The organism is Bacillus sp. FSL R9-9497, assembly GCF_038005805.1.
GTDB classification, from domain to species: domain Bacteria; phylum Bacillota; class Bacilli; order Bacillales; family Bacillaceae_G; genus Bacillus_A; species Bacillus_A cereus.
This window is the reverse complement of the sequence record NZ_JBBOTY010000001.1, coordinates 451,115-468,069: the sequence shown is the minus strand read 5'-3', so window position 1 is coordinate 468,069 and position 16,955 is coordinate 451,115. Positions and strand designations below refer to the sequence as shown.

Below are 16,955 nucleotides of genomic sequence, written 5' to 3'. Positions count from 1 at the left end.
TCGTACAAGTATACATACTCGTACGATTTTACTATACAAATCTATTTTTTCGTGTGGCACCATTCATATATAAATGCTGTTATTACTTTTGTAAATTCAATTAACTGTTCAATTTCAACTTTCTCATTTACAGAATGTGCTTCTTCTAATGTACCTGGTCCATATATAATCGCTGGAATATGAAACTCACTAAACCAACCGCCATCAGTTACCGTTGCAGACATATCTAAAATTGCATTTTTTGATAAAATAGACTCGTGTACTGAGCTAAGTTTTTTTACAGCTGCATGTTCCCTATCTACTTCTAATGAAGGGAAAATTTCACCACGATCTACAATCATTGATTCTCCGCCCCACTTAAATTGTGGCGGATTTTCACTTAACCATGGATCGGCAGCTGCTACCTTTCCAATATATTCTTCAATTTCTTTTATTATTTGTTCATGTGTTTCGTTCGGATAGAAGTGCACTGTTATCCATAACTGGCACTCATCCGCAATAAACGCCGCATGCCTTCCCCCCTCAATAACAGCTGGATTAATTGTTGTTGTTCCAGATGGATAGCCTTCATATGTTTTCATGACTGCCCAGTGACGCTCTAATTCTTGTAAGCTCTGCACAATTTTCATCATTTTTTCAATCGCACTCGCTCCAAATAAACGTCCTCCAGCATGGATCATTTGTCTGCGCGTTGCATCATGAAACGTTTGCGGACTTTTCACTGTAATCCATCCAGTAATGACACCACCTTGCCCTTGCATATGTAAATCACTCGTATCCACTACGACTGCAAAATCAGCATCGTAACCTCGCCTGCAGCATTGAAGTGTTCCTGCCTCTCCAACTTCTTCCCCTATTACTGATTGAAAGATTAAATCTCCAGGTAATTCAATACCAGCTTCTTGTAAAAGTTGAATGGCAAATAGCGCTCCAGCCAGCCCACCTTTCATATCTGCTGCGCCACGTCCAACTAACCAGCCATCTTTTATAAATGGATCAAATGGATCAGTTTCCCACGCCTCATCTGCTGACACTTCAGCTACATCCATATGACCATTAATAATAAGACTTTTATATGAGTCACTTTTTATTCCTTTTTTTACCCCAACAACGTTCGAATCATTCGGATATACATCCCATTTATTAATACTAAAATTTCGTTTTCTTAAAAACTCTGCAACAAATTCTTGCGCTTCATTTGTATTTCTCGCTGGCGGTGCTGGTGTTTCAAAACGAATTAATGTTTTTGTAAGTTCTAACAATTCCTCTTTCCTTGAATCTATTTGTTTTAACAACTGCGAAATTTCTCGATTCATCGCTAATTCCCCTTTGCATACATAGTATGTTTCCAGCTTTATTTTCACAAAAAAAGAGACTGTTTACAATTTTACAGTCTCCTAATTAATCACTATTATAAACTCTCTACTTCCGTTGTATTTGTCTTTTCAATATGCTCTACATTACTTCCCTTATTTCTTGTAGCACGATAAAACAGTAAACAAACAATCATAAATGGAATACCACAATACAATGCCATTCTTTGTTCTGGAATAAAGGCCATGCCAACGATTACTGTTACATTTAATAATAGCGCAAGCAGTGGTACGAATGGATACAGCGGTGTTTTAAATTTCAGGTCTTTGACATCCCCGCCCTGCTTTATGTATGACCTTCTAGCTAATAAGTTAGATAGAGCAATAGATGCCCAAACTAGTATCGCTCCAAATCCAGCGATAGAAAGCAGCCATAAATAAACTGTATCTTCCGCATAAATACCTGATAATAATGAGAGACAACCTACAATTGTGCTTACAATCAATGCATAAATAGGAACACCGTTTTTAGATAACTTACCAAAAATCGGACTAATCATTCCTTGATTAGACATAGACCATAGCATACGCGAAGTTGCATATAATCCTGAATTCGCAACGGATAGTACTGCTGTAATAATAACGAAATTTATAATATCTGCTGCATAAGGAATACCAATTTTATCAAATACAACTACGAATGGACTTTCTATTACTCCTGCTTGCTGCCAAGGGAATAGTCCAGCAAGAATAAAAATAGATAGTACAAAGAAAACAAGTATACGCCAAACTGTATTGTTAATTGCCTTCGGGATCGTTTTCTCTGGATTTTCACTCTCACCTGCTGCAATACCAACTAGTTCTGTTCCTTGGAAAGAAAAATTAACTGCAATCATCGTAATTAAAATGGCTGATAATCCATTCGGAAACAGTCCCCCGTAATCAGTAAAGCTAGAGAACATCGGTGCTGGTTCATTTCCTTTCATATCTAGAAAACCAAACATTGCCGCCCCGCCTAAAATAATAAATGCAATAATTGTAATTACTTTAATACTTGCAAACCAAAATTCCACTTCCGCAAAACTTCTTGAAGATAACGCATTAATAGCAAAGAGCAGTACCGCGAACACTACACACCAAATCCATGACGGTACATCAGGAAACCAACGTTTCATCAAAATACTAACTGCAATTAATTCAATACCTATCGTAGCAGACCAGTTTAACCATGACATCCATCCCACTACATAACCTGCTGCAGGGGAAATATGCTTTGTCGCATACGTTTGATAAGACCCTGCGTCAGGCATCGCAACAGCTAATTCTCCAAGACAGAGCATCGTTAAATACATTACAAATCCACCGACAAGATACGCTACAATTGCTCCTCCAGGTCCAGCTTCATGAATTGTATACCCAGATCCTAAAAAAAGACCGGTACCAATAACTCCTCCAAGTGCAATCATAAAGATGTGCCTGCTTTTCAATTCCCTTTTTAACCCTTGGTTTTGATCCATCATATAAATCCCCCCTTTTCACTTTGCCAATCCATTTAATGTAAGCGTTTTTAAAATTCTTCACCGTAAAAATAATGATTTAAAAGAGCAAAAATACACATCACTTACATTAATCACTGCCTGTTACTAAAAGGTCATCCCTTACTGTTATTAATAACTTTTGATCAGCAATAGCTTGTCCTTCTACTACTTCTAATGATTCAATATAACCACTGATTCCTATCTTAATTTCTACTTTCTGTTTATCTATCGTTTCAATTAACGCTAATTTCTCCCACTCGTATACGTAAGAACTTTCCGTAACAAATAACTTCTCTACTTTTCCATAACAAGGACTATACACACCTTCTATAACTGTCTTCACTTTATAAATCCCTCCCTCTTATTAATTGACACCGAAACGTTGTATATCCTGTAAAAATTCATATTCTCCCCTCTAGAGATTTCAAATATTATTTATGCAAAATACGTACCAAGTCTCTAATTCATGTATTAAATGAGAGTTTCATACAAAAAAATGTGCACAACCGCAAAATTTTTCGATCATTTAAAAAGTTTTAAACGAAAAATAGCAAAAATTTTTTGCGATTTTATAAGAATTTTAATAAAATTATAAAAAGTCAGTCTTCATAGGGTGAAATGAGGAGAAGATGTTACATGCATACAGAAGAAATTAATTTCAAACAAATTATTGAAATGAATATGCTATATGAAACTTTACTCAATGAACTCGATATCGGGATTCATATTATTAATGAGGAAAGTAAAACGATTGTCTATAACCGCAAAATGATGGAAATTGAATCAATGGATCGCTTAGATGTGCTATATAAAAGTCCTTTAGAGGTATTTGCATTTGAAGAAAATAAAAATAGTACTCTTATAGAGGCATTAAAATTTGGAAAAACAAAGAAAAATATAAAACAAACGTATTTTAACAATAAAGGACAAGAAATTACAACGATTAACGATACTTTTCCTATAATAGAAAATGGAAAAATTAAAGGCGCTATTGAAATATCAAAAGAAATTAGTAACTTAAAGCAAACAATAAGAATGGGCCCTTCTCGAAAACAAAGTACTAAATTTACCTTTGATCACATAATTGGTGATTCTGAAGCTATTCAATCAATCATTACTGAAGGAAAAAGAGTAATTCGTACATCTTCCTCCATACTTCTAGTAGGAGAAACAGGCACTGGGAAAGAACTATTTGCACAAAGCATCCATAATGAAAGTCAGCGTTCAACAAAACCCTTTATTTCACAGAACTGTGCCGCTATACCTGATACACTCATGGAAAGCTTATTATTCGGTACAAACCGAGGTGCATTTACAGGAGCTATCGATAAAGCTGGTTTATTTGAAGAAGCGAACGGAGGAACTTTGTTATTAGATGAAATCAACTCATTAAGTCCAGCACTTCAAGCGAAGTTACTACGAGCTATACAAGAAAAAACAATACGAAGAATCGGAGGCACACATGAAAAAGAAATTGATGTTCGTATTATAGCAACTATCAATGAAGATCCTTTCGAAGCCATCGCACATAATCGATTAAGAGAAGACTTATATTACCGATTAAGCGTCGTTACTTTATGTCTTCCGCCTTTACGTGAAAGAAAAGAAGATATTCCAGATCTTGTTCAGCACTTTATTGAAAAATATAATACTCAATTTGGGCTCAATGTAACCGATGTAGATGTAAATGTAAGAGAATTTTTCTATGCATACGATTGGCCTGGAAACGTACGGGAGTTGGAACATATAATTGAAGGTTCCATGAACTTGATAGAAGATGAAACCATCATTACAGCGTTTCATATGCCTACTCGCTTTCGTGAACGAATAAAAACAGAATTCAATATGCAGCATGCACTAACTAATCACAATACTGATGCACCTAAAACTTTAAAACACACAATAGAAAAAATGGAAAAGAACTACATTAATCAAATTCTTAAAGAGAATCATGGCAACATTTCACAAGCTGCAAAATTTTTAGGATTAAGTAGGCAAAACTTACAATATCGAATTAAAAAACTGCATTTACACATATGAAATGAACATGTCTCCAAGTGCAAAAACAACTTGGTAAAATATGTTACAATAAACATATAACATGCTAGAAAGGGGCTATATATATGAGTAATGATAAAAAATTAAAGTTATTACAATACTTATACTTTTTCCCTGCCATGCTCTGTATGATGTTATTCATTAATGCCGATGTAAGCAGCTCTCCTTATGCAAAGCTATTAGGAACAATTTTTGGCTCCTTTGCAGCTATTATGCTTGCTGCTTTTTGGAATTTAAAGCTACGTATAAAAAATGAAAAATCTTCGTAATACTAAAAAAATCGAGCTACTTAGCCCGATTTTTTTATTTGCCATTAAAACTCAACATTCTCTAAATACAACCCACTTGCCTCAGCAAGACAATTAATTTGATTGCGCTGCTTTTCTTCTAAAATGTTTGGAATTGCTTCAGCATCTAATTGTCCTAATCCAACTTCAATTAATGCCCCAACAATTTTTCTTACCATATTATGAAGGAAGCCGTTACCACTTACTCTAATTTGTACAAACCCTGCCTCTTCCATCACATCAAGTGTATATACTTCTCGAACCATAGATTTTTTCTTTGATTTCGCATTTGAAAAAGCAGTAAAGTCATGTGAACCAACTAAATGTTTTGCAGCTGCTTTCATGCTTTTCACATTTAATTTTTTATTCACATGCATGCTGTATTTACGCATAAATGGATTTGTATGCTCTTCATTCCAAATTTTATACAGATATGTTTTTGCTTTAGAATTGTAACGAGCATGGAAACGATCATGTACTTCTTCCACATTCGTAATGCTAATATCATTAGGTAAATATTGATTTAAATATTTTTTCACTTTATGTTCCACTAACTTCTCATCACTTTGAAAGTTAGCAACTTGATTCAAAGCATGTACACCAGCGTCTGTTCTACTACAACCGATAATTTCAATTTCTTTTCCGATCATTTCAGATATGACACTTTCGATTTTTCCTTGAATTGTATTATCGTTATTACCAAGACGTTGCCATCCTTTAAAACGTGCACCATCGTACTGAATCGTTAATTTATAATTATGCATAATATTCTCCTTCATAGAAAATATTCCCTCATACCATGAGGGAATATTAATAAACTTTACTTTCTAACAAGCTTCACTACATTTTCTACATGCGCAGTATGCGGGAACATATCAACTGGTTGCACATACTCCACTTCATAGCTCTTCATTAATGCTTGTACATCACGTGCTAATGAAGAAGGATTACAAGACACATACACAACTTGTTTCGGCTTCACCTTTAAAATTGTTTCCAGTAATTTATCATCGCAACCTGTACGTGGTGGATCGACAACAATTACATCTGGACGCCATCCTTCTTTTACCCATTTCGGTAACCATTGTTCAGCTTTACCTGCTTCATATTTCGTATTTGTAAATCCGTGACGCTTCGCATTTTTTCTTGCATCTGCAATCGCTTCTGGAATTACATCCATACCACGTACTTCCGCTGCATCATTTGCAAGCCAAAGACCGATTGTACCAACGCCACAATACGCATCTACAATTTTCTCATCGCCTGTTAACGCAGCGGCTTTTTTTGCTTCATTATATAAAACAACGGTTTGCTCTGGATTCAACTGGAAGAACGCACGTGCTGATAATTCAAATGATAAATCACCAAGTGTTTCTTGAATTACTTCTTTTCCAGCTAATTTAAATGTTTTGTCGCCAAAAATAACAGATGTTTTACGCCAGTTTACATTTTGCATAATTGATTTAACCGCTGGCATCTGTTTTTGTACTTCTGCAATAAATTGTTCTTTATTTGGTAATTCTTCTTTTGTTGTAATAAGTGTAACTTGTACTTCACCTGTTTGAACTGCAGTACGTGTTACAATTGTGCGTACTAAACCTTTTTGTTTTTTCTCATTGTAAATAGAAACATTTAATTTTTCTAAAATACGTCTTACAACTTTTGTCGCTTCATTCGTTGCTTTATGTTGAATCATACAGTGAGCGATATCAATTAACTGATGTGAGTTTTGTTTATATAGCCCTGTAATAACCTTTTCGTCTTTACGCCCCACTTGTAATTGACTCTTATTACGATAATGCCATGGATTTTCCATGCCAAGCGTTGGACGAATTTTCTCTTCCATACTATTTTTCATGTACTTCTCAAATGCTTGTACAACGATATCACGCTTTTGATTCAATTGTTCTTTATAATCTAAATGTTGCAGCTGACAACCGCCACACTCCTCATATACTGGACACGGTGCTTTCACACGATGCGGTGAAGCTTTACGAACTTTTTTCACTTTCGCTTCAGCGAAGCCACGCTGAATTTTCGTTGTTTCTGCAACAACTTCTTCTCCTGGTAATGCCCCTGGAATGAAAACAACTTGTCTCTTAAAATAACCAACGCCTTCTCCGTTAATCCCAAGACGTTTAATTGTCACAGGAAACGTTTGACCAACTTCCAACTTACTCTCATGTTGCTTTTGTATCATTATTACACCTCTACTCTATACTTTTCCATAAATATAACGCTGCATAACTGCAGTATGGTTCACACTCTTGTTTCAATTTTTCTAAAAATGCATCATCAGGTTTATCATCTAATTGAAATATACCTTGCACTGCACGCTGAATCCCAATGTCCGCTTTCGGGAACATATTTTTCCGTCCAAGCCCAAACATTAAAAAGTTTTGCACTGTCCATGCACCAATTCCCCTAATTGGCAACAATTGTGCTGAAATGTCTTCTTCCGTCCCATTTTCTATACTCGCTAAATTTAATGTACCACTGACAATACTTCGACCTAATCCTACTATATATTCAGCCTTTCGCTGACTAAACTTCTGCTCTCTCAATTCTTCTATTGAAATATTTGCTACTATTTCCGGAGTGGGGAAAAAGAATACACCGTTCTTCTCTGTTCCATACCGTTTCACAAATTGTTCTGTTAACACAGTAGCAAATTTCAAATTTATTTGTTGGTGAATGATACAGCGAAGCAGACAAGCAAAATAATCAAATTCTAAAATAATTGGAGTATAAGCATATGTTTCAAATAGTGGACGTAATGATGTGTTTAAAAAATGATTTTGTATATCTTGAAACGGTTCATTCCAATGAAAAATGGCTCTCATTCGTTTCATGACTTTCTCTGGATCTCCTGTCTGACTAGAAATCCAAAACTGTGGATTTTGAACAGTACCAATCCCTTGTAAGCGAACAACAACCTGTTCCTCGTCGATACAAAGCGGGATATAAATAACTTTCTCATCTAATTGAATGACGTTAAGAGGATCAAAAGATAAACGTTTTAATACCTCTTCAAAATGATACGGATACTCTAACGTAACATGCTCGCTCCACATACGTTTCCCCATCCTTTTTACACATCATTATAGCATGAGAAAACCGTAAGCATACATGCTTACGGTTGATTGCCTTTTACTAAGTCATCTAGACTTTTAAAATGATACCCTTTCTCGCGCAAATCATCAATGATTTTTGCAAGTGCTTCTGCATTATCTTTTGATATTGCATGAAGTAATAAAATAGATCCTGGATGAATCATCGTCATAACATTATTATGCGCATATTGCCATCCTCTTTGCTGATCCACTTTCCAATCCAAAAATGCAAGTGACCAAAATACATTATAATAGCCCATTTCTTTCGTAAGAGCTAACGTTCTTTCACTAAATACACCGCGCGGAGGACGTACATATTTCACTTCTTTTTGCCCAGTTACTTTTTTAATTTCTTCTGTTACACTCGTTAATTCTTCACGAAGTTTCTCATCATTTACCGCTGTAAAATCAGGATGACTCCAAGAATGGTTTCCAATAATGTGTCCTTCATCCTTCATTCTTAACAATAAATCTTTTTGTGTTTTAATGTAATGTCCCGTTACAAAGAAAGTTGCTGGTACTTTTTTCTCTTTTAATACATCTAATATTTTCCCTGTGTATCCATTCTCATATCCATTATCAAATGTTAAATAAATATCTTTTTTCTTCGTATCTCCTAAATAAAACCCGCCATTTTTTTGTAGTAAATCTGTATATAACTTTCCTGCATCTGGTACTGTTTCATTTTTAGGACGCGGGATTCCCCAGTTATGTGGAGTATTTGTATAAGCCAGTGCTGAAACTGGAACAAGTGCCATCATAATTGAAAAAATGAGACCGATATATAACCATTTATATTTCATAAATAGTCTCCTTTCCATATATAATCGTACTTGTAGTTTCTGTTGCAACGCATTCTTTCATGCTGAACATGTTTTTCTATATATACCAAAAAAATGCATCTCGAATCATTCGAGATGCATTTTTTATTTACTTAAATACTGGCTCTTTAAAGCTAGCTAATTTTTCAAGTGATGTTTTATCAACATCTGCATGTAAGCTATTACCATGAGAGTCCATCGTTACAACTGCTTTAAACCCGTCGATACGTAAATGCCACATTGCTTCTGGAATACCAAATTGTAAGAAATCAACATCTTTCACTTCTTTAATACATTCAGCATAATATTGCGCTGCACCACCGATTGCGTTTAAATATACACCGCCATGTTCTTCTAAAGCCGCTAATGTTTTCGCACCCATACCGCCTTTTCCAATGACAGCGCGAATACCGAATTTCTTCATAATATCGCCTTGGTACGGTTCTTCACGAATACTTGTCGTTGGACCTGCCGCTTTAATTTGCCAATTGTCATTTTCATCTTTCACAACAACTGGACCACAGTGGTAAATAATTTGTCCATTTAAATCTACTGGACAATCATTATCCATTAAATGCTTATGGATTGCGTCACGACCTGTATACATCATGCCATTAATTGTTACAACATCACCAACGCGAAGTTCACGAATTTGCTCTTCTGTAATTGGTGCTTGTAATACAATCTCACGTTGCTCTGTTTTTTCTTGTACTTCATGCTGAAGTGTATCTTCCCCTTCTTGATATAGCCAATCCATAATGTCTCCTGTTTCAGGATGGATTTTCACACCAAGGCGACGATATGCCCAGCAATTATACGCAACAGATACATAGAAACTAGCTGGCAAACGATTATAGACGCCAATTTTACAACCAAGTAAAGTTGTTTCTCCGCCAAATCCCATCGTACCAATGCCAAGCTTGTTCGCATTTTCTAATACGTACTCTTCAAGATGTTGTAACTCTGGTACTGGATTGACATCATCTAATGTACGGAATAATTGATTTTTTGCTAATTCATAACCTGATGTGCGGTCTCCCCCGATACCAACACCAATTACACCAGCGCTACATCCTTGCCCTTGTGCTTGATATACTGCATGAAGAAGGCATTTACGAATCCCTTCTAAATCACGGCCAGCTCGTCCAAGTCCTTCTAGTTCACACGGTAAGCTATATTGAATATTTTTATTCTCACAGCCACCACCTTTTAGGATTAAACGTGCATCAATATAATCTTTTTCCCATTGTTCAAACTTAATCACCGGTGTACCTGGTCCTAAATTATTTCCACTATTGTCTCCAAAAAGAGAATCAACAGAATTGGGACGAAGTTTACCATCTTTTGTCGCCCGCTCAAGCGCATTATAGATAGCTTCCTTCAACTTTAATTGATTCACACCAACTGGTGTATAAATTTTAAACGTTGGCATCCCTGTATCTTGGCAAATCGGCGAGATGTTATCATCGGCCATTTTAATATTATTTGTAATTGTGCCAAGTGCCATCGCAGAACGAGTCCCTGCATTTTCTCGCTCTTTCGCTTGTTGAATCGCACGACGAACATCTTTCGGTAAGTTCGTTGACGTTTCAACAATTAGTTGATACATGCTTTCTTGAAGCTTTTCCATTGTTACTTCCCCCTCAATTGTGAACGCTACCAAAACGTTATGAGCTGAAAATTCAATTGTTATGCTCTTTAGCTATTTATTTCACGCTATTAGAGCATAAATGAAATTTTTCACAACTTGATTATACCTCTTTTTCTATCGTCCTTCTATTACCCGAACAGAAAAAGGCTACCAAATCGGAATTGGTAGCCTTTTTAATATATTATTCGTCTTTTTTAAATTGCTCACATTTTAATTCTAATTCATCTAACATTGCAAGAAGACGATCTACATCTTCTAATTCTACTTCTTCGGGTTCAATTGTATCAATTACTTCAATGAACATATTTAAACGTTCTTTTAAATATACTAATTGTGTATCTTTATCTTGAATTGCTTTTCCCATGAAGGCACTCTCCTTTTAATTCGAGTTGCTTTTATTATACCGCAAAAACGATTGCTATGGGCATGAAATTTCATCAATTTTGTCACAGTCATCCACTATAATGTAAGCCCTCTCTCTTTTCATGATAAAAAGTTTCACTTTATAAAAAGCACATATTCTTCTATTATAGAGAATGGACAAATTGTTATTTCAATAGTCAAAGGAGTATTTCATATGACGATATCACAAAAAATGAAGCCGATTACTCCTTCTTACGATCCATGGGAAGCGTATATGGACCTTGAAGAGTACGGCAAACTACTATTAACAAATGTTGAATTTACAACGACGACGTTATGCAATATGCGCTGTGAGCATTGCGCTGTTGGTTACACGTTACAGCCGAAAGACCCAAATCCGCTTCCGATGGATCTTTTATTAAAACGATTAGATGAGATTCCTCATTTACGTTCTTTAAGTATTACTGGCGGAGAACCTATGCTTTCAAAAAAATCCGTCGACAACTATGTAACACCACTCTTAAAATACGCCCATGAACGAGGCGTTCGCACTCAAATCAACTCTAACTTAACTATAGATTTAGCACGTTACGAACAAATTATTCCTTATTTAGACGTATTGCATATCTCTCATAACTGGGGAACAATCGATGACTTCGTTGAAGGCGGATTTGCAATGATGGAGCGTAAACCTACTTACGAACAACGTGCAAAATTATTCGAAAGAATGATTACAAATAGTAAGGCTCTATCAGATGCAGGTGTACTTGTATCTGCCGAAACAATGTTAAACAAAAGAACTCTACCACATATTGAACATATTCACCGCCAAATCGTCGAAGAGATGGGCTGTAAACGTCATGAAGTTCATCCAATGTATCCAAGTGACTTCGCGAGTAATCTAGAGATTTTAACAAAAGCTGAAATTCGTGATGCGATTGAGCATTTACTAGAAATTCGCGATGAAAATGTATGGATGTTATTTGGAACTTTACCTTTCTATGCTTGTAGCGATGACGAGCGAGACATTGCCACATTTAAAAAGTTACAAGAGAGCAAAAATGTAACTGTTCGTAACGATCCAGATGGTCGTTCACGCTTAAATGTAAATATTTTTGATGGCAATATTATCGTTACTGATTTTGGTGATGTTCCACTTCTAGGAAACATACAAACAAACACATTACAAGAAGCTTATGAAAAATGGAGCGCTTCAAAAACAGCAAAATCATTAAGCTGTCACTGTCCTGCAGTAAAATGTCTTGGACCAAATGTTCTTGTAAAAAACAGCTACTATCCGACAGAAGATTTCTTATCAAAAACAGCAAACATTACATTATAAAAAAACGTCAGCTTATAAGCTGACGTTTTTTCATGTTATTGCGAGTGGGAAGAAGAAATGAATTTAAAATACAAATGATCATGAATTGGAATAGCAGCTCCAATTCCTTGAGAAGTAATATTTTTCACAACAAGTCTTTTTTGATTTCCCTTTAATACAAGATACACTTCTCCAAATGTTACTTTTCCTTTTTCATTTACTGCTGGTGTATAAGCGTATAAATATCCGAGTTGACTCGGACTAATATTATACACACGCTCATGTCCAGTACCATAACCAATGGTCGTTTTAAACGAAAGGGGGAATTGTACTTTTTCAAGTGCTTTGAGAAGCATCATTTTTTTCACATCTGCAGCATCTTTCATATCTGCTGTTAAATCGCCTTCAACCGTCTTTTGTGTTTCTTGCTTATAGCGAAGTGGATATAGGCGATCTCCTCCACGATTATCGTAAACATTGCGATTTACTTGTTTATATTCCCAATTAACCGATGTATCAATCGATTCATAATGTAAAGCCCATTGCCCTAAATAAATCTTTGCTCGGTACCCTACCGCAAGCGGCGCATTCGAAATTGTCGTTTCATTAAACATTCGAATTAAGTCCGGATTTTCAATTTTAATATTTGCTGTTTTTAATAATTCTTGAGCAAACTTACTCGGCTGTAAACGCGGTAAATCTTGCGCATCATTTGGAAATGTATTGTCTTTAGAAATATTTAAAACAGATGAAGGCATTTTTGTTCCTACTGTTGTCTTTGCAAAACTCATGTTAGGAAATAATAAAATAAACGAGACCATAGTTGAAAGACATATGCTGTATACTCGTTTCACCTGTCTGGCTCCTTCCTATGTAGGTATATATACTACTTCGTTTATTGTTTTCTCTGAGCGCAATTGTTATGCCTATTTTTCATAATAAATAAAAACCAATTCCCATAATGACATACGCTGCTAGTAAAGTGCCACCTTCAAACCAGTTTGTATCTCCATCATTTGAAATCGCAATCGTTAAGAAAACAGCTGTAATCATAGACACAAGTTCTGGTATGGTAAATACTAAAGGCATCCTTTGCGCGAAGAACATAGATAGCAATACTAATACAGGAGCAACAAACATGGCGATTTGTAATGTAGAGCCTATTGCAATTTCGACTGCAATATTTACTTTATTTTTATAAGCCATAATAATTGCAGACGCATGTTCCGCTGCATTCCCAACAATTGCAACGATAATAACCCCTATAAATAACTCTGACCAGCCAAATGACTTTGCAACAGTTTCAAAAGTATGTACGAGTGCCTCTGACACATAAGCTACTGCCAGTGTTGCTATCGCTAAAATAAGGAGCGCCTTCCCTTTTGACCACTCTGGCTCTTCTTCATGCGCTACTTCGTCACTTTTATGTTGATATACACCACGGTGCGTAACTAACTTAAATAGTAATGCAGCAAGGTACATGATAATCATAATAATAGAAACACCTATACTTAATTGATACGTCTTGCCAGCGTTCATCTTCATTGAAAAGATCTCTGGAATAACAAAGGCCACAACAACAGCAAATATTAATAAAGCTGAATTATGCCTTGCATCATATACATTAAAACTTTGTCTTTTGTATTTAAGACCTCCAACAAAGAAAGATAACCCTCCTACCAATAATAAATTTCCAAGTACAGAACCGGTTAAAGAAGCTAACACCACTTCAATTAACCCTGCTTGAAGTGCAAAAATTGAAATGATAAGTTCAACAGCATTACCGAAAGTAGCATTTAATAATCCGCCTATTCTAGGACCAGAAACAATTGCTAAACTCTCTGTTGCTCTCCCCATAAAACCAGCTAATGCGATAATCGTAATACAATACACAGCGAACATAATTGTTTCTGGCCAATGAAATGTTTTTCCAAGTACAGATAGTGGTACACCTATAAGCGCTACTATAAGAAATATTTTATTAAACATGCTTTTCATCCTTCCATCGTATGTATTTCTCCTCAATATTATTATTATTCTTCTCCTAACTTGTCCGATTTCATCACAATTACGTTTAAAAAATCGGATTGAAGAAAACAGTATGAAAGATATTTAAATTATCTTGTTTAAACAGACAGAATTATAAATTGTGAAAAGGGGTTAAAATTATGCACTTAAAAGAAAAAATCGCAACTATTATTCAAGGTCAACGTACTGGTGTATTATCTACAGTACGAAATGAGAAACCTCATAGCGCCTTTATGATGTTTTTCCATGAAGATTTTGTACTATATGTTGCAACAGATCGACAATCAAAAAAAATAACAGATATTGAACAAAATCCTAATGTCCATGTACTACTCGGACGAGAAGGAAAAAAATTAGATGAAGATTATATTGAAGTTGAAGGGTTAGCTTCAATCGAGGAAGACTCAACATTAAAAAACAAGTTTTGGAATAATAGCTTAAAACGTTGGTTACTCGGTCCTGAAGACCCTAATTACGTATTGATCAAAATCAATCCCGACACAATTTATTACATTGATGGTGCGGGTACGACGGAGCCTGAGTTTTTACGACTATAAAATAAAACAAGCCCCCCTTAGGTGGGCTTGTTTTGTCGAAAAGTTCTTTTAAAAAAAATAATAAAATAGGTGGAACTTTCCAAAGATTCTGTTATATAATAGCAGTAACTTAAATAAACTGTATTAAAACAGATTGAGAGGAGAAATAAAATTGATGAAGAGAGAAGAACGCAAAAATATGATTGAGTTTATTGAAAAGAAAAAAGGGATTGAGCGTGACGAATTACTGTTTATGACAGACGATGAAGTAGAACATATTTATAATGTAACGTACTTTTTATATGAGGAAATTGCAGAGTAGTATAATAATCCCCACCTTATTAAAAATATAAGGTGGGGATTATTTCGTTATTTAGCCCACTATTTACAGGCAGTAAAACTCCCACCTTAAAATTCAGGTGGAGCAAGAAGTTAAGTTGAAGTCGCGCTTTCTATAAAGCTCAATTGCTTCAACTTTATACATGAGAATCATTTTCATGTATAATACTGTAAGATTGGAGGAATTTTACTATGAGTTCGTGGCTCTTATTTGCACTATTATCAGCAATTGCTGCTGCCCTTGTATCTATTTTTGGAAAGTTTGGTTTAGACGGCATCGATGCAAACGTTGCAACAACAATTCGATCTATTATTATGGCATTATTTATGATAGGCGTTATTATCATACAAGGTAAATTTCAAAATATCGGCGACGTACTGCTAAATAAAAAAGCACTGCTATTTATCACATTAAGTGGGGTTGCAGGTGCTTCGTCATGGCTATTTTATTTTCTTGCCCTCAAAACAGGAAAGGTTTCACAAGTAGCTCCTGTCGATAAATTAAGCGTCGTATTTTCTATCATTCTCGCTATGATTATCCTCGGTGAAAAGTTAAACTTTATGACCGGTGTTGGTGTAGTCTTTATTACAGCTGGTGTATTATTTATTGCTTTCAGCTAAAAAAACCGCTATTAGCGGTTTTTCTTTTTCTTTATGTACAACCATACAACACATGTAACAACTGCTGAAATTAATAAAATCCATATTCCATAATGATGTAAACTATACTCAACGAAGCGCCACTTCTCGCCTAACTTCCAGCCAAGCCCAATAAAAACACTTATCCAAATGAGCGCACCACCGTAAGCGTACAAACAAAAACGCCAAAGTGTCAAATTTGATACCCCAGCAAAATATGCCGTTAAATGACGTACTCCCGGTATAAAATAACCAATCATTAAAAGAAATGGCCCATATTTTTCAAATAAAATATGTGTTTTTTCAATGTGATGTTCTTTAATTCTAATTTTCGGCCCATATTTCTTTAAAACAGGGAGCCCAAGTTTTAAACCTAATATGTAGCTTAACGTGATCCCTAACATCGCACCAGCCATCCCACTTAAAAAAGCAGCAGTTCCTGACATAACTCCTTTTGAAACATTATAACCAACAAAGGTCAATAAAAACTCGTCTGGTATCGGTAATCCGACAATACCACCAGCCAAAGCTATAACAATTCCAAAATAGCCATAATGCGCGATTAACTCGCCAATATGTTGTTCCATTCGGAAGACACATCCTATGCACGATCGTTATTCCACATTGTACCCTTTCTATCTTTAAGGCAAACATGGTATACATATTCACTATACATTGTTTTTATAATGAACTCTACTTCTATTCTTTCCTTTAACAGAGATAAAGTGAAACTTTAATCAGTGGGCGTTTTGTTCATCCTCTACTAATTATTAACCTATGCCAATCTTGCTTCTACAGACATCCCGACTCCCACATAACTTACTTACATTCAACAATTTTGAGATTAGATTCTTACTGCCCGCAAATAACCCGATAAAAAATAAAAATTCATATGCGTGTTTTTTTGTTACAATAAAGGAAAGTTACTTTTCGCAACGGTTTAACTCT

The 16,955-nt window shown here is 35.4% G+C and carries 18 protein-coding genes; 6 read left to right on the top strand and 12 right to left on the bottom strand.

Going from position 1 to position 16,955, the window contains the following annotated elements; translation table 11 throughout:
• Positions 1 to 41: 41 nt before the first annotated feature.
• The 3 genes from MKY21_RS02425 to MKY21_RS02415 all read right to left on the bottom strand — a co-directional run bounded on the left by MKY21_RS02425 (position 42) and on the right by MKY21_RS02415 (position 3,194).
• A complete protein-coding gene (locus tag MKY21_RS02425; protein WP_001078358.1) occupies positions 42 to 1,316 on the bottom strand; it encodes an acetylornithine deacetylase in 1,275 nt (424 codons plus the stop codon).
• Between the two features lie 95 nt (positions 1,317 to 1,411).
• A complete protein-coding gene (locus MKY21_RS02420) occupies positions 1,412 to 2,833 on the bottom strand; it encodes an amino acid permease (protein WP_000969247.1) in 1,422 nt (473 codons plus the stop codon).
• A 106-nt stretch (positions 2,834 to 2,939) separates the two neighbouring features.
• Positions 2,940 to 3,194, bottom strand: coding sequence for a biotin/lipoyl-containing protein (locus MKY21_RS02415; RefSeq protein ID WP_000859489.1), 255 nt, complete (start codon positions 3,192 to 3,194; stop codon positions 2,940 to 2,942).
• A 293-nt stretch (positions 3,195 to 3,487) separates the two neighbouring features.
• Here MKY21_RS02415 and MKY21_RS02410 point away from each other — a divergent pair, with 293 nt between their 5' ends.
• A complete protein-coding gene (locus MKY21_RS02410) occupies positions 3,488 to 4,891 on the top strand; it encodes a sigma-54 interaction domain-containing protein (RefSeq protein ID WP_341075354.1) in 1,404 nt (467 codons plus the stop codon).
• Positions 4,892 to 4,974: 83 nt separating this feature from the next.
• The gene (locus tag MKY21_RS02405) at positions 4,975 to 5,178 is read left to right on the top strand and encodes a hypothetical protein (protein ID WP_000063861.1); all 204 of its coding nucleotides are present in this window, start codon (positions 4,975 to 4,977) and stop codon (positions 5,176 to 5,178) included.
• A 44-nt stretch (positions 5,179 to 5,222) separates the two neighbouring features.
• Here the strand turns inward: MKY21_RS02405 and truA are convergent, their stop codons facing one another.
• The 6 genes from truA to MKY21_RS02375 form a co-directional block, all read right to left on the bottom strand.
• Entirely contained in the window at positions 5,223 to 5,960 is a 738-nt protein-coding gene (truA, locus tag MKY21_RS02400) for a tRNA pseudouridine(38-40) synthase TruA (protein ID WP_000553114.1), read from the bottom strand.
• A gap of 56 nt (positions 5,961 to 6,016) precedes the next feature.
• Complete coding sequence (rlmD, locus tag MKY21_RS02395) at positions 6,017 to 7,396, bottom strand: 23S rRNA (uracil(1939)-C(5))-methyltransferase RlmD (RefSeq protein WP_000615200.1); 1,380 nt, start codon at positions 7,394 to 7,396, stop codon at positions 6,017 to 6,019.
• A gap of 10 nt (positions 7,397 to 7,406) precedes the next feature.
• Positions 7,407 to 8,270: a DNA-3-methyladenine glycosylase family protein gene (locus MKY21_RS02390; RefSeq protein WP_000269421.1), complete on the bottom strand. Its 864-nt coding sequence runs from the start codon at positions 8,268 to 8,270 to the stop codon at positions 7,407 to 7,409.
• A 59-nt stretch (positions 8,271 to 8,329) separates the two neighbouring features.
• Positions 8,330 to 9,112 carry a delta-lactam-biosynthetic de-N-acetylase gene (pdaA, locus tag MKY21_RS02385; RefSeq protein ID WP_000875956.1) on the bottom strand — a complete coding sequence of 261 codons (783 nt, stop codon included), beginning with the start codon at positions 9,110 to 9,112 and terminating at the stop codon, positions 8,330 to 8,332.
• Between the two features lie 127 nt (positions 9,113 to 9,239).
• On the bottom strand, positions 9,240 to 10,760 hold the full coding sequence (fumA, locus tag MKY21_RS02380) for a class I fumarate hydratase (RefSeq protein ID WP_000413523.1): 1,521 nt from the start codon (positions 10,758 to 10,760) through the stop codon (positions 9,240 to 9,242).
• A 202-nt stretch (positions 10,761 to 10,962) separates the two neighbouring features.
• On the bottom strand, positions 10,963 to 11,145 hold the full coding sequence (locus MKY21_RS02375; RefSeq protein WP_000513558.1) for an SE1561 family protein: 183 nt from the start codon (positions 11,143 to 11,145) through the stop codon (positions 10,963 to 10,965).
• Between the two features lie 213 nt (positions 11,146 to 11,358).
• On the opposite strand from MKY21_RS02375, the gene yfkAB reads away from it, so the two are divergent.
• Positions 11,359 to 12,486 carry a radical SAM/CxCxxxxC motif protein YfkAB gene (yfkAB, locus tag MKY21_RS02370; protein WP_000156023.1) on the top strand — a complete coding sequence of 376 codons (1,128 nt, stop codon included), beginning with the start codon at positions 11,359 to 11,361 and terminating at the stop codon, positions 12,484 to 12,486.
• Positions 12,487 to 12,521: 35 nt separating this feature from the next.
• On the opposite strand, the gene MKY21_RS02365 is transcribed toward yfkAB, so the two are convergent.
• Positions 12,522 to 13,319, bottom strand: coding sequence for a YfkD famly protein (locus MKY21_RS02365; protein WP_001986305.1), 798 nt, complete (start codon positions 13,317 to 13,319; stop codon positions 12,522 to 12,524).
• Between the two features lie 79 nt (positions 13,320 to 13,398).
• Positions 13,399 to 14,454 (bottom strand): calcium/proton exchanger, encoded by a 1,056-nt coding sequence (cax, locus tag MKY21_RS02360; RefSeq protein ID WP_341075352.1) that lies wholly within the window; start codon positions 14,452 to 14,454, stop codon positions 13,399 to 13,401.
• A 179-nt stretch (positions 14,455 to 14,633) separates the two neighbouring features.
• Here cax and MKY21_RS02355 point away from each other — a divergent pair, with 179 nt between their 5' ends.
• The 3 genes from MKY21_RS02355 (at position 14,634) to MKY21_RS02345 (ending at position 15,989) form a co-directional block, all read left to right on the top strand.
• Positions 14,634 to 15,050, top strand: a complete 417-nt coding sequence (locus tag MKY21_RS02355; RefSeq protein ID WP_000550220.1) for a pyridoxamine 5'-phosphate oxidase family protein — start codon at positions 14,634 to 14,636, stop codon at positions 15,048 to 15,050.
• A 154-nt stretch (positions 15,051 to 15,204) separates the two neighbouring features.
• Positions 15,205 to 15,351: a BH0509 family protein gene (locus MKY21_RS02350; protein WP_000817786.1), complete on the top strand. Its 147-nt coding sequence runs from the start codon at positions 15,205 to 15,207 to the stop codon at positions 15,349 to 15,351.
• Between the two features lie 209 nt (positions 15,352 to 15,560).
• On the top strand, positions 15,561 to 15,989 hold the full coding sequence (locus MKY21_RS02345; protein ID WP_000100296.1) for an EamA family transporter: 429 nt from the start codon (positions 15,561 to 15,563) through the stop codon (positions 15,987 to 15,989).
• A gap of 11 nt (positions 15,990 to 16,000) precedes the next feature.
• On the opposite strand, the gene MKY21_RS02340 is transcribed toward MKY21_RS02345, so the two are convergent.
• Positions 16,001 to 16,594 (bottom strand): DedA family protein, encoded by a 594-nt coding sequence (locus tag MKY21_RS02340; protein WP_000434878.1) that lies wholly within the window; start codon positions 16,592 to 16,594, stop codon positions 16,001 to 16,003.
• Between the last annotated feature and the right edge of the window lie 361 nt (positions 16,595 to 16,955).

Bases quoted from the DNA above. Each gene is read 5' to 3' on its own strand.
- MKY21_RS02340 (WP_000434878.1), bottom strand. From the start codon at position 16,594: ATGGAACAACATATTGGCGAGTTAATCGCGCATTATGGCTATTTTGGA.
- truA (WP_000553114.1), bottom strand. From the start codon at position 5,960: ATGCATAATTATAAATTAACGATTCAGTACGATGGTGCACGTTTTAAA.
- MKY21_RS02345 (WP_000100296.1), top strand. From the start codon at position 15,561: ATGAGTTCGTGGCTCTTATTTGCACTATTATCAGCAATTGCTGCTGCC.
- rlmD (WP_000615200.1), bottom strand. From the start codon at position 7,396: ATGATACAAAAGCAACATGAGAGTAAGTTGGAAGTTGGTCAAACGTTT.
- MKY21_RS02350 (WP_000817786.1), top strand. From the start codon at position 15,205: ATGAAGAGAGAAGAACGCAAAAATATGATTGAGTTTATTGAAAAGAAA.
- yfkAB (WP_000156023.1), top strand. From the start codon at position 11,359: ATGACGATATCACAAAAAATGAAGCCGATTACTCCTTCTTACGATCCA.
- MKY21_RS02375 (WP_000513558.1), bottom strand. From the start codon at position 11,145: ATGGGAAAAGCAATTCAAGATAAAGATACACAATTAGTATATTTAAAA.
- MKY21_RS02410 (WP_341075354.1), top strand. From the start codon at position 3,488: ATGCATACAGAAGAAATTAATTTCAAACAAATTATTGAAATGAATATG.
- MKY21_RS02425 (WP_001078358.1), bottom strand. From the start codon at position 1,316: ATGAATCGAGAAATTTCGCAGTTGTTAAAACAAATAGATTCAAGGAAA.
- pdaA (WP_000875956.1), bottom strand. From the start codon at position 9,112: ATGAAATATAAATGGTTATATATCGGTCTCATTTTTTCAATTATGATG.
- MKY21_RS02405 (WP_000063861.1), top strand. From the start codon at position 4,975: ATGAGTAATGATAAAAAATTAAAGTTATTACAATACTTATACTTTTTC.
- cax (WP_341075352.1), bottom strand. From the start codon at position 14,454: ATGTTTAATAAAATATTTCTTATAGTAGCGCTTATAGGTGTACCACTA.
- MKY21_RS02420 (WP_000969247.1), bottom strand. From the start codon at position 2,833: ATGATGGATCAAAACCAAGGGTTAAAAAGGGAATTGAAAAGCAGGCAC.
- fumA (WP_000413523.1), bottom strand. From the start codon at position 10,760: ATGGAAAAGCTTCAAGAAAGCATGTATCAACTAATTGTTGAAACGTCA.
- MKY21_RS02355 (WP_000550220.1), top strand. From the start codon at position 14,634: ATGCACTTAAAAGAAAAAATCGCAACTATTATTCAAGGTCAACGTACT.
- MKY21_RS02390 (WP_000269421.1), bottom strand. From the start codon at position 8,270: ATGTGGAGCGAGCATGTTACGTTAGAGTATCCGTATCATTTTGAAGAG.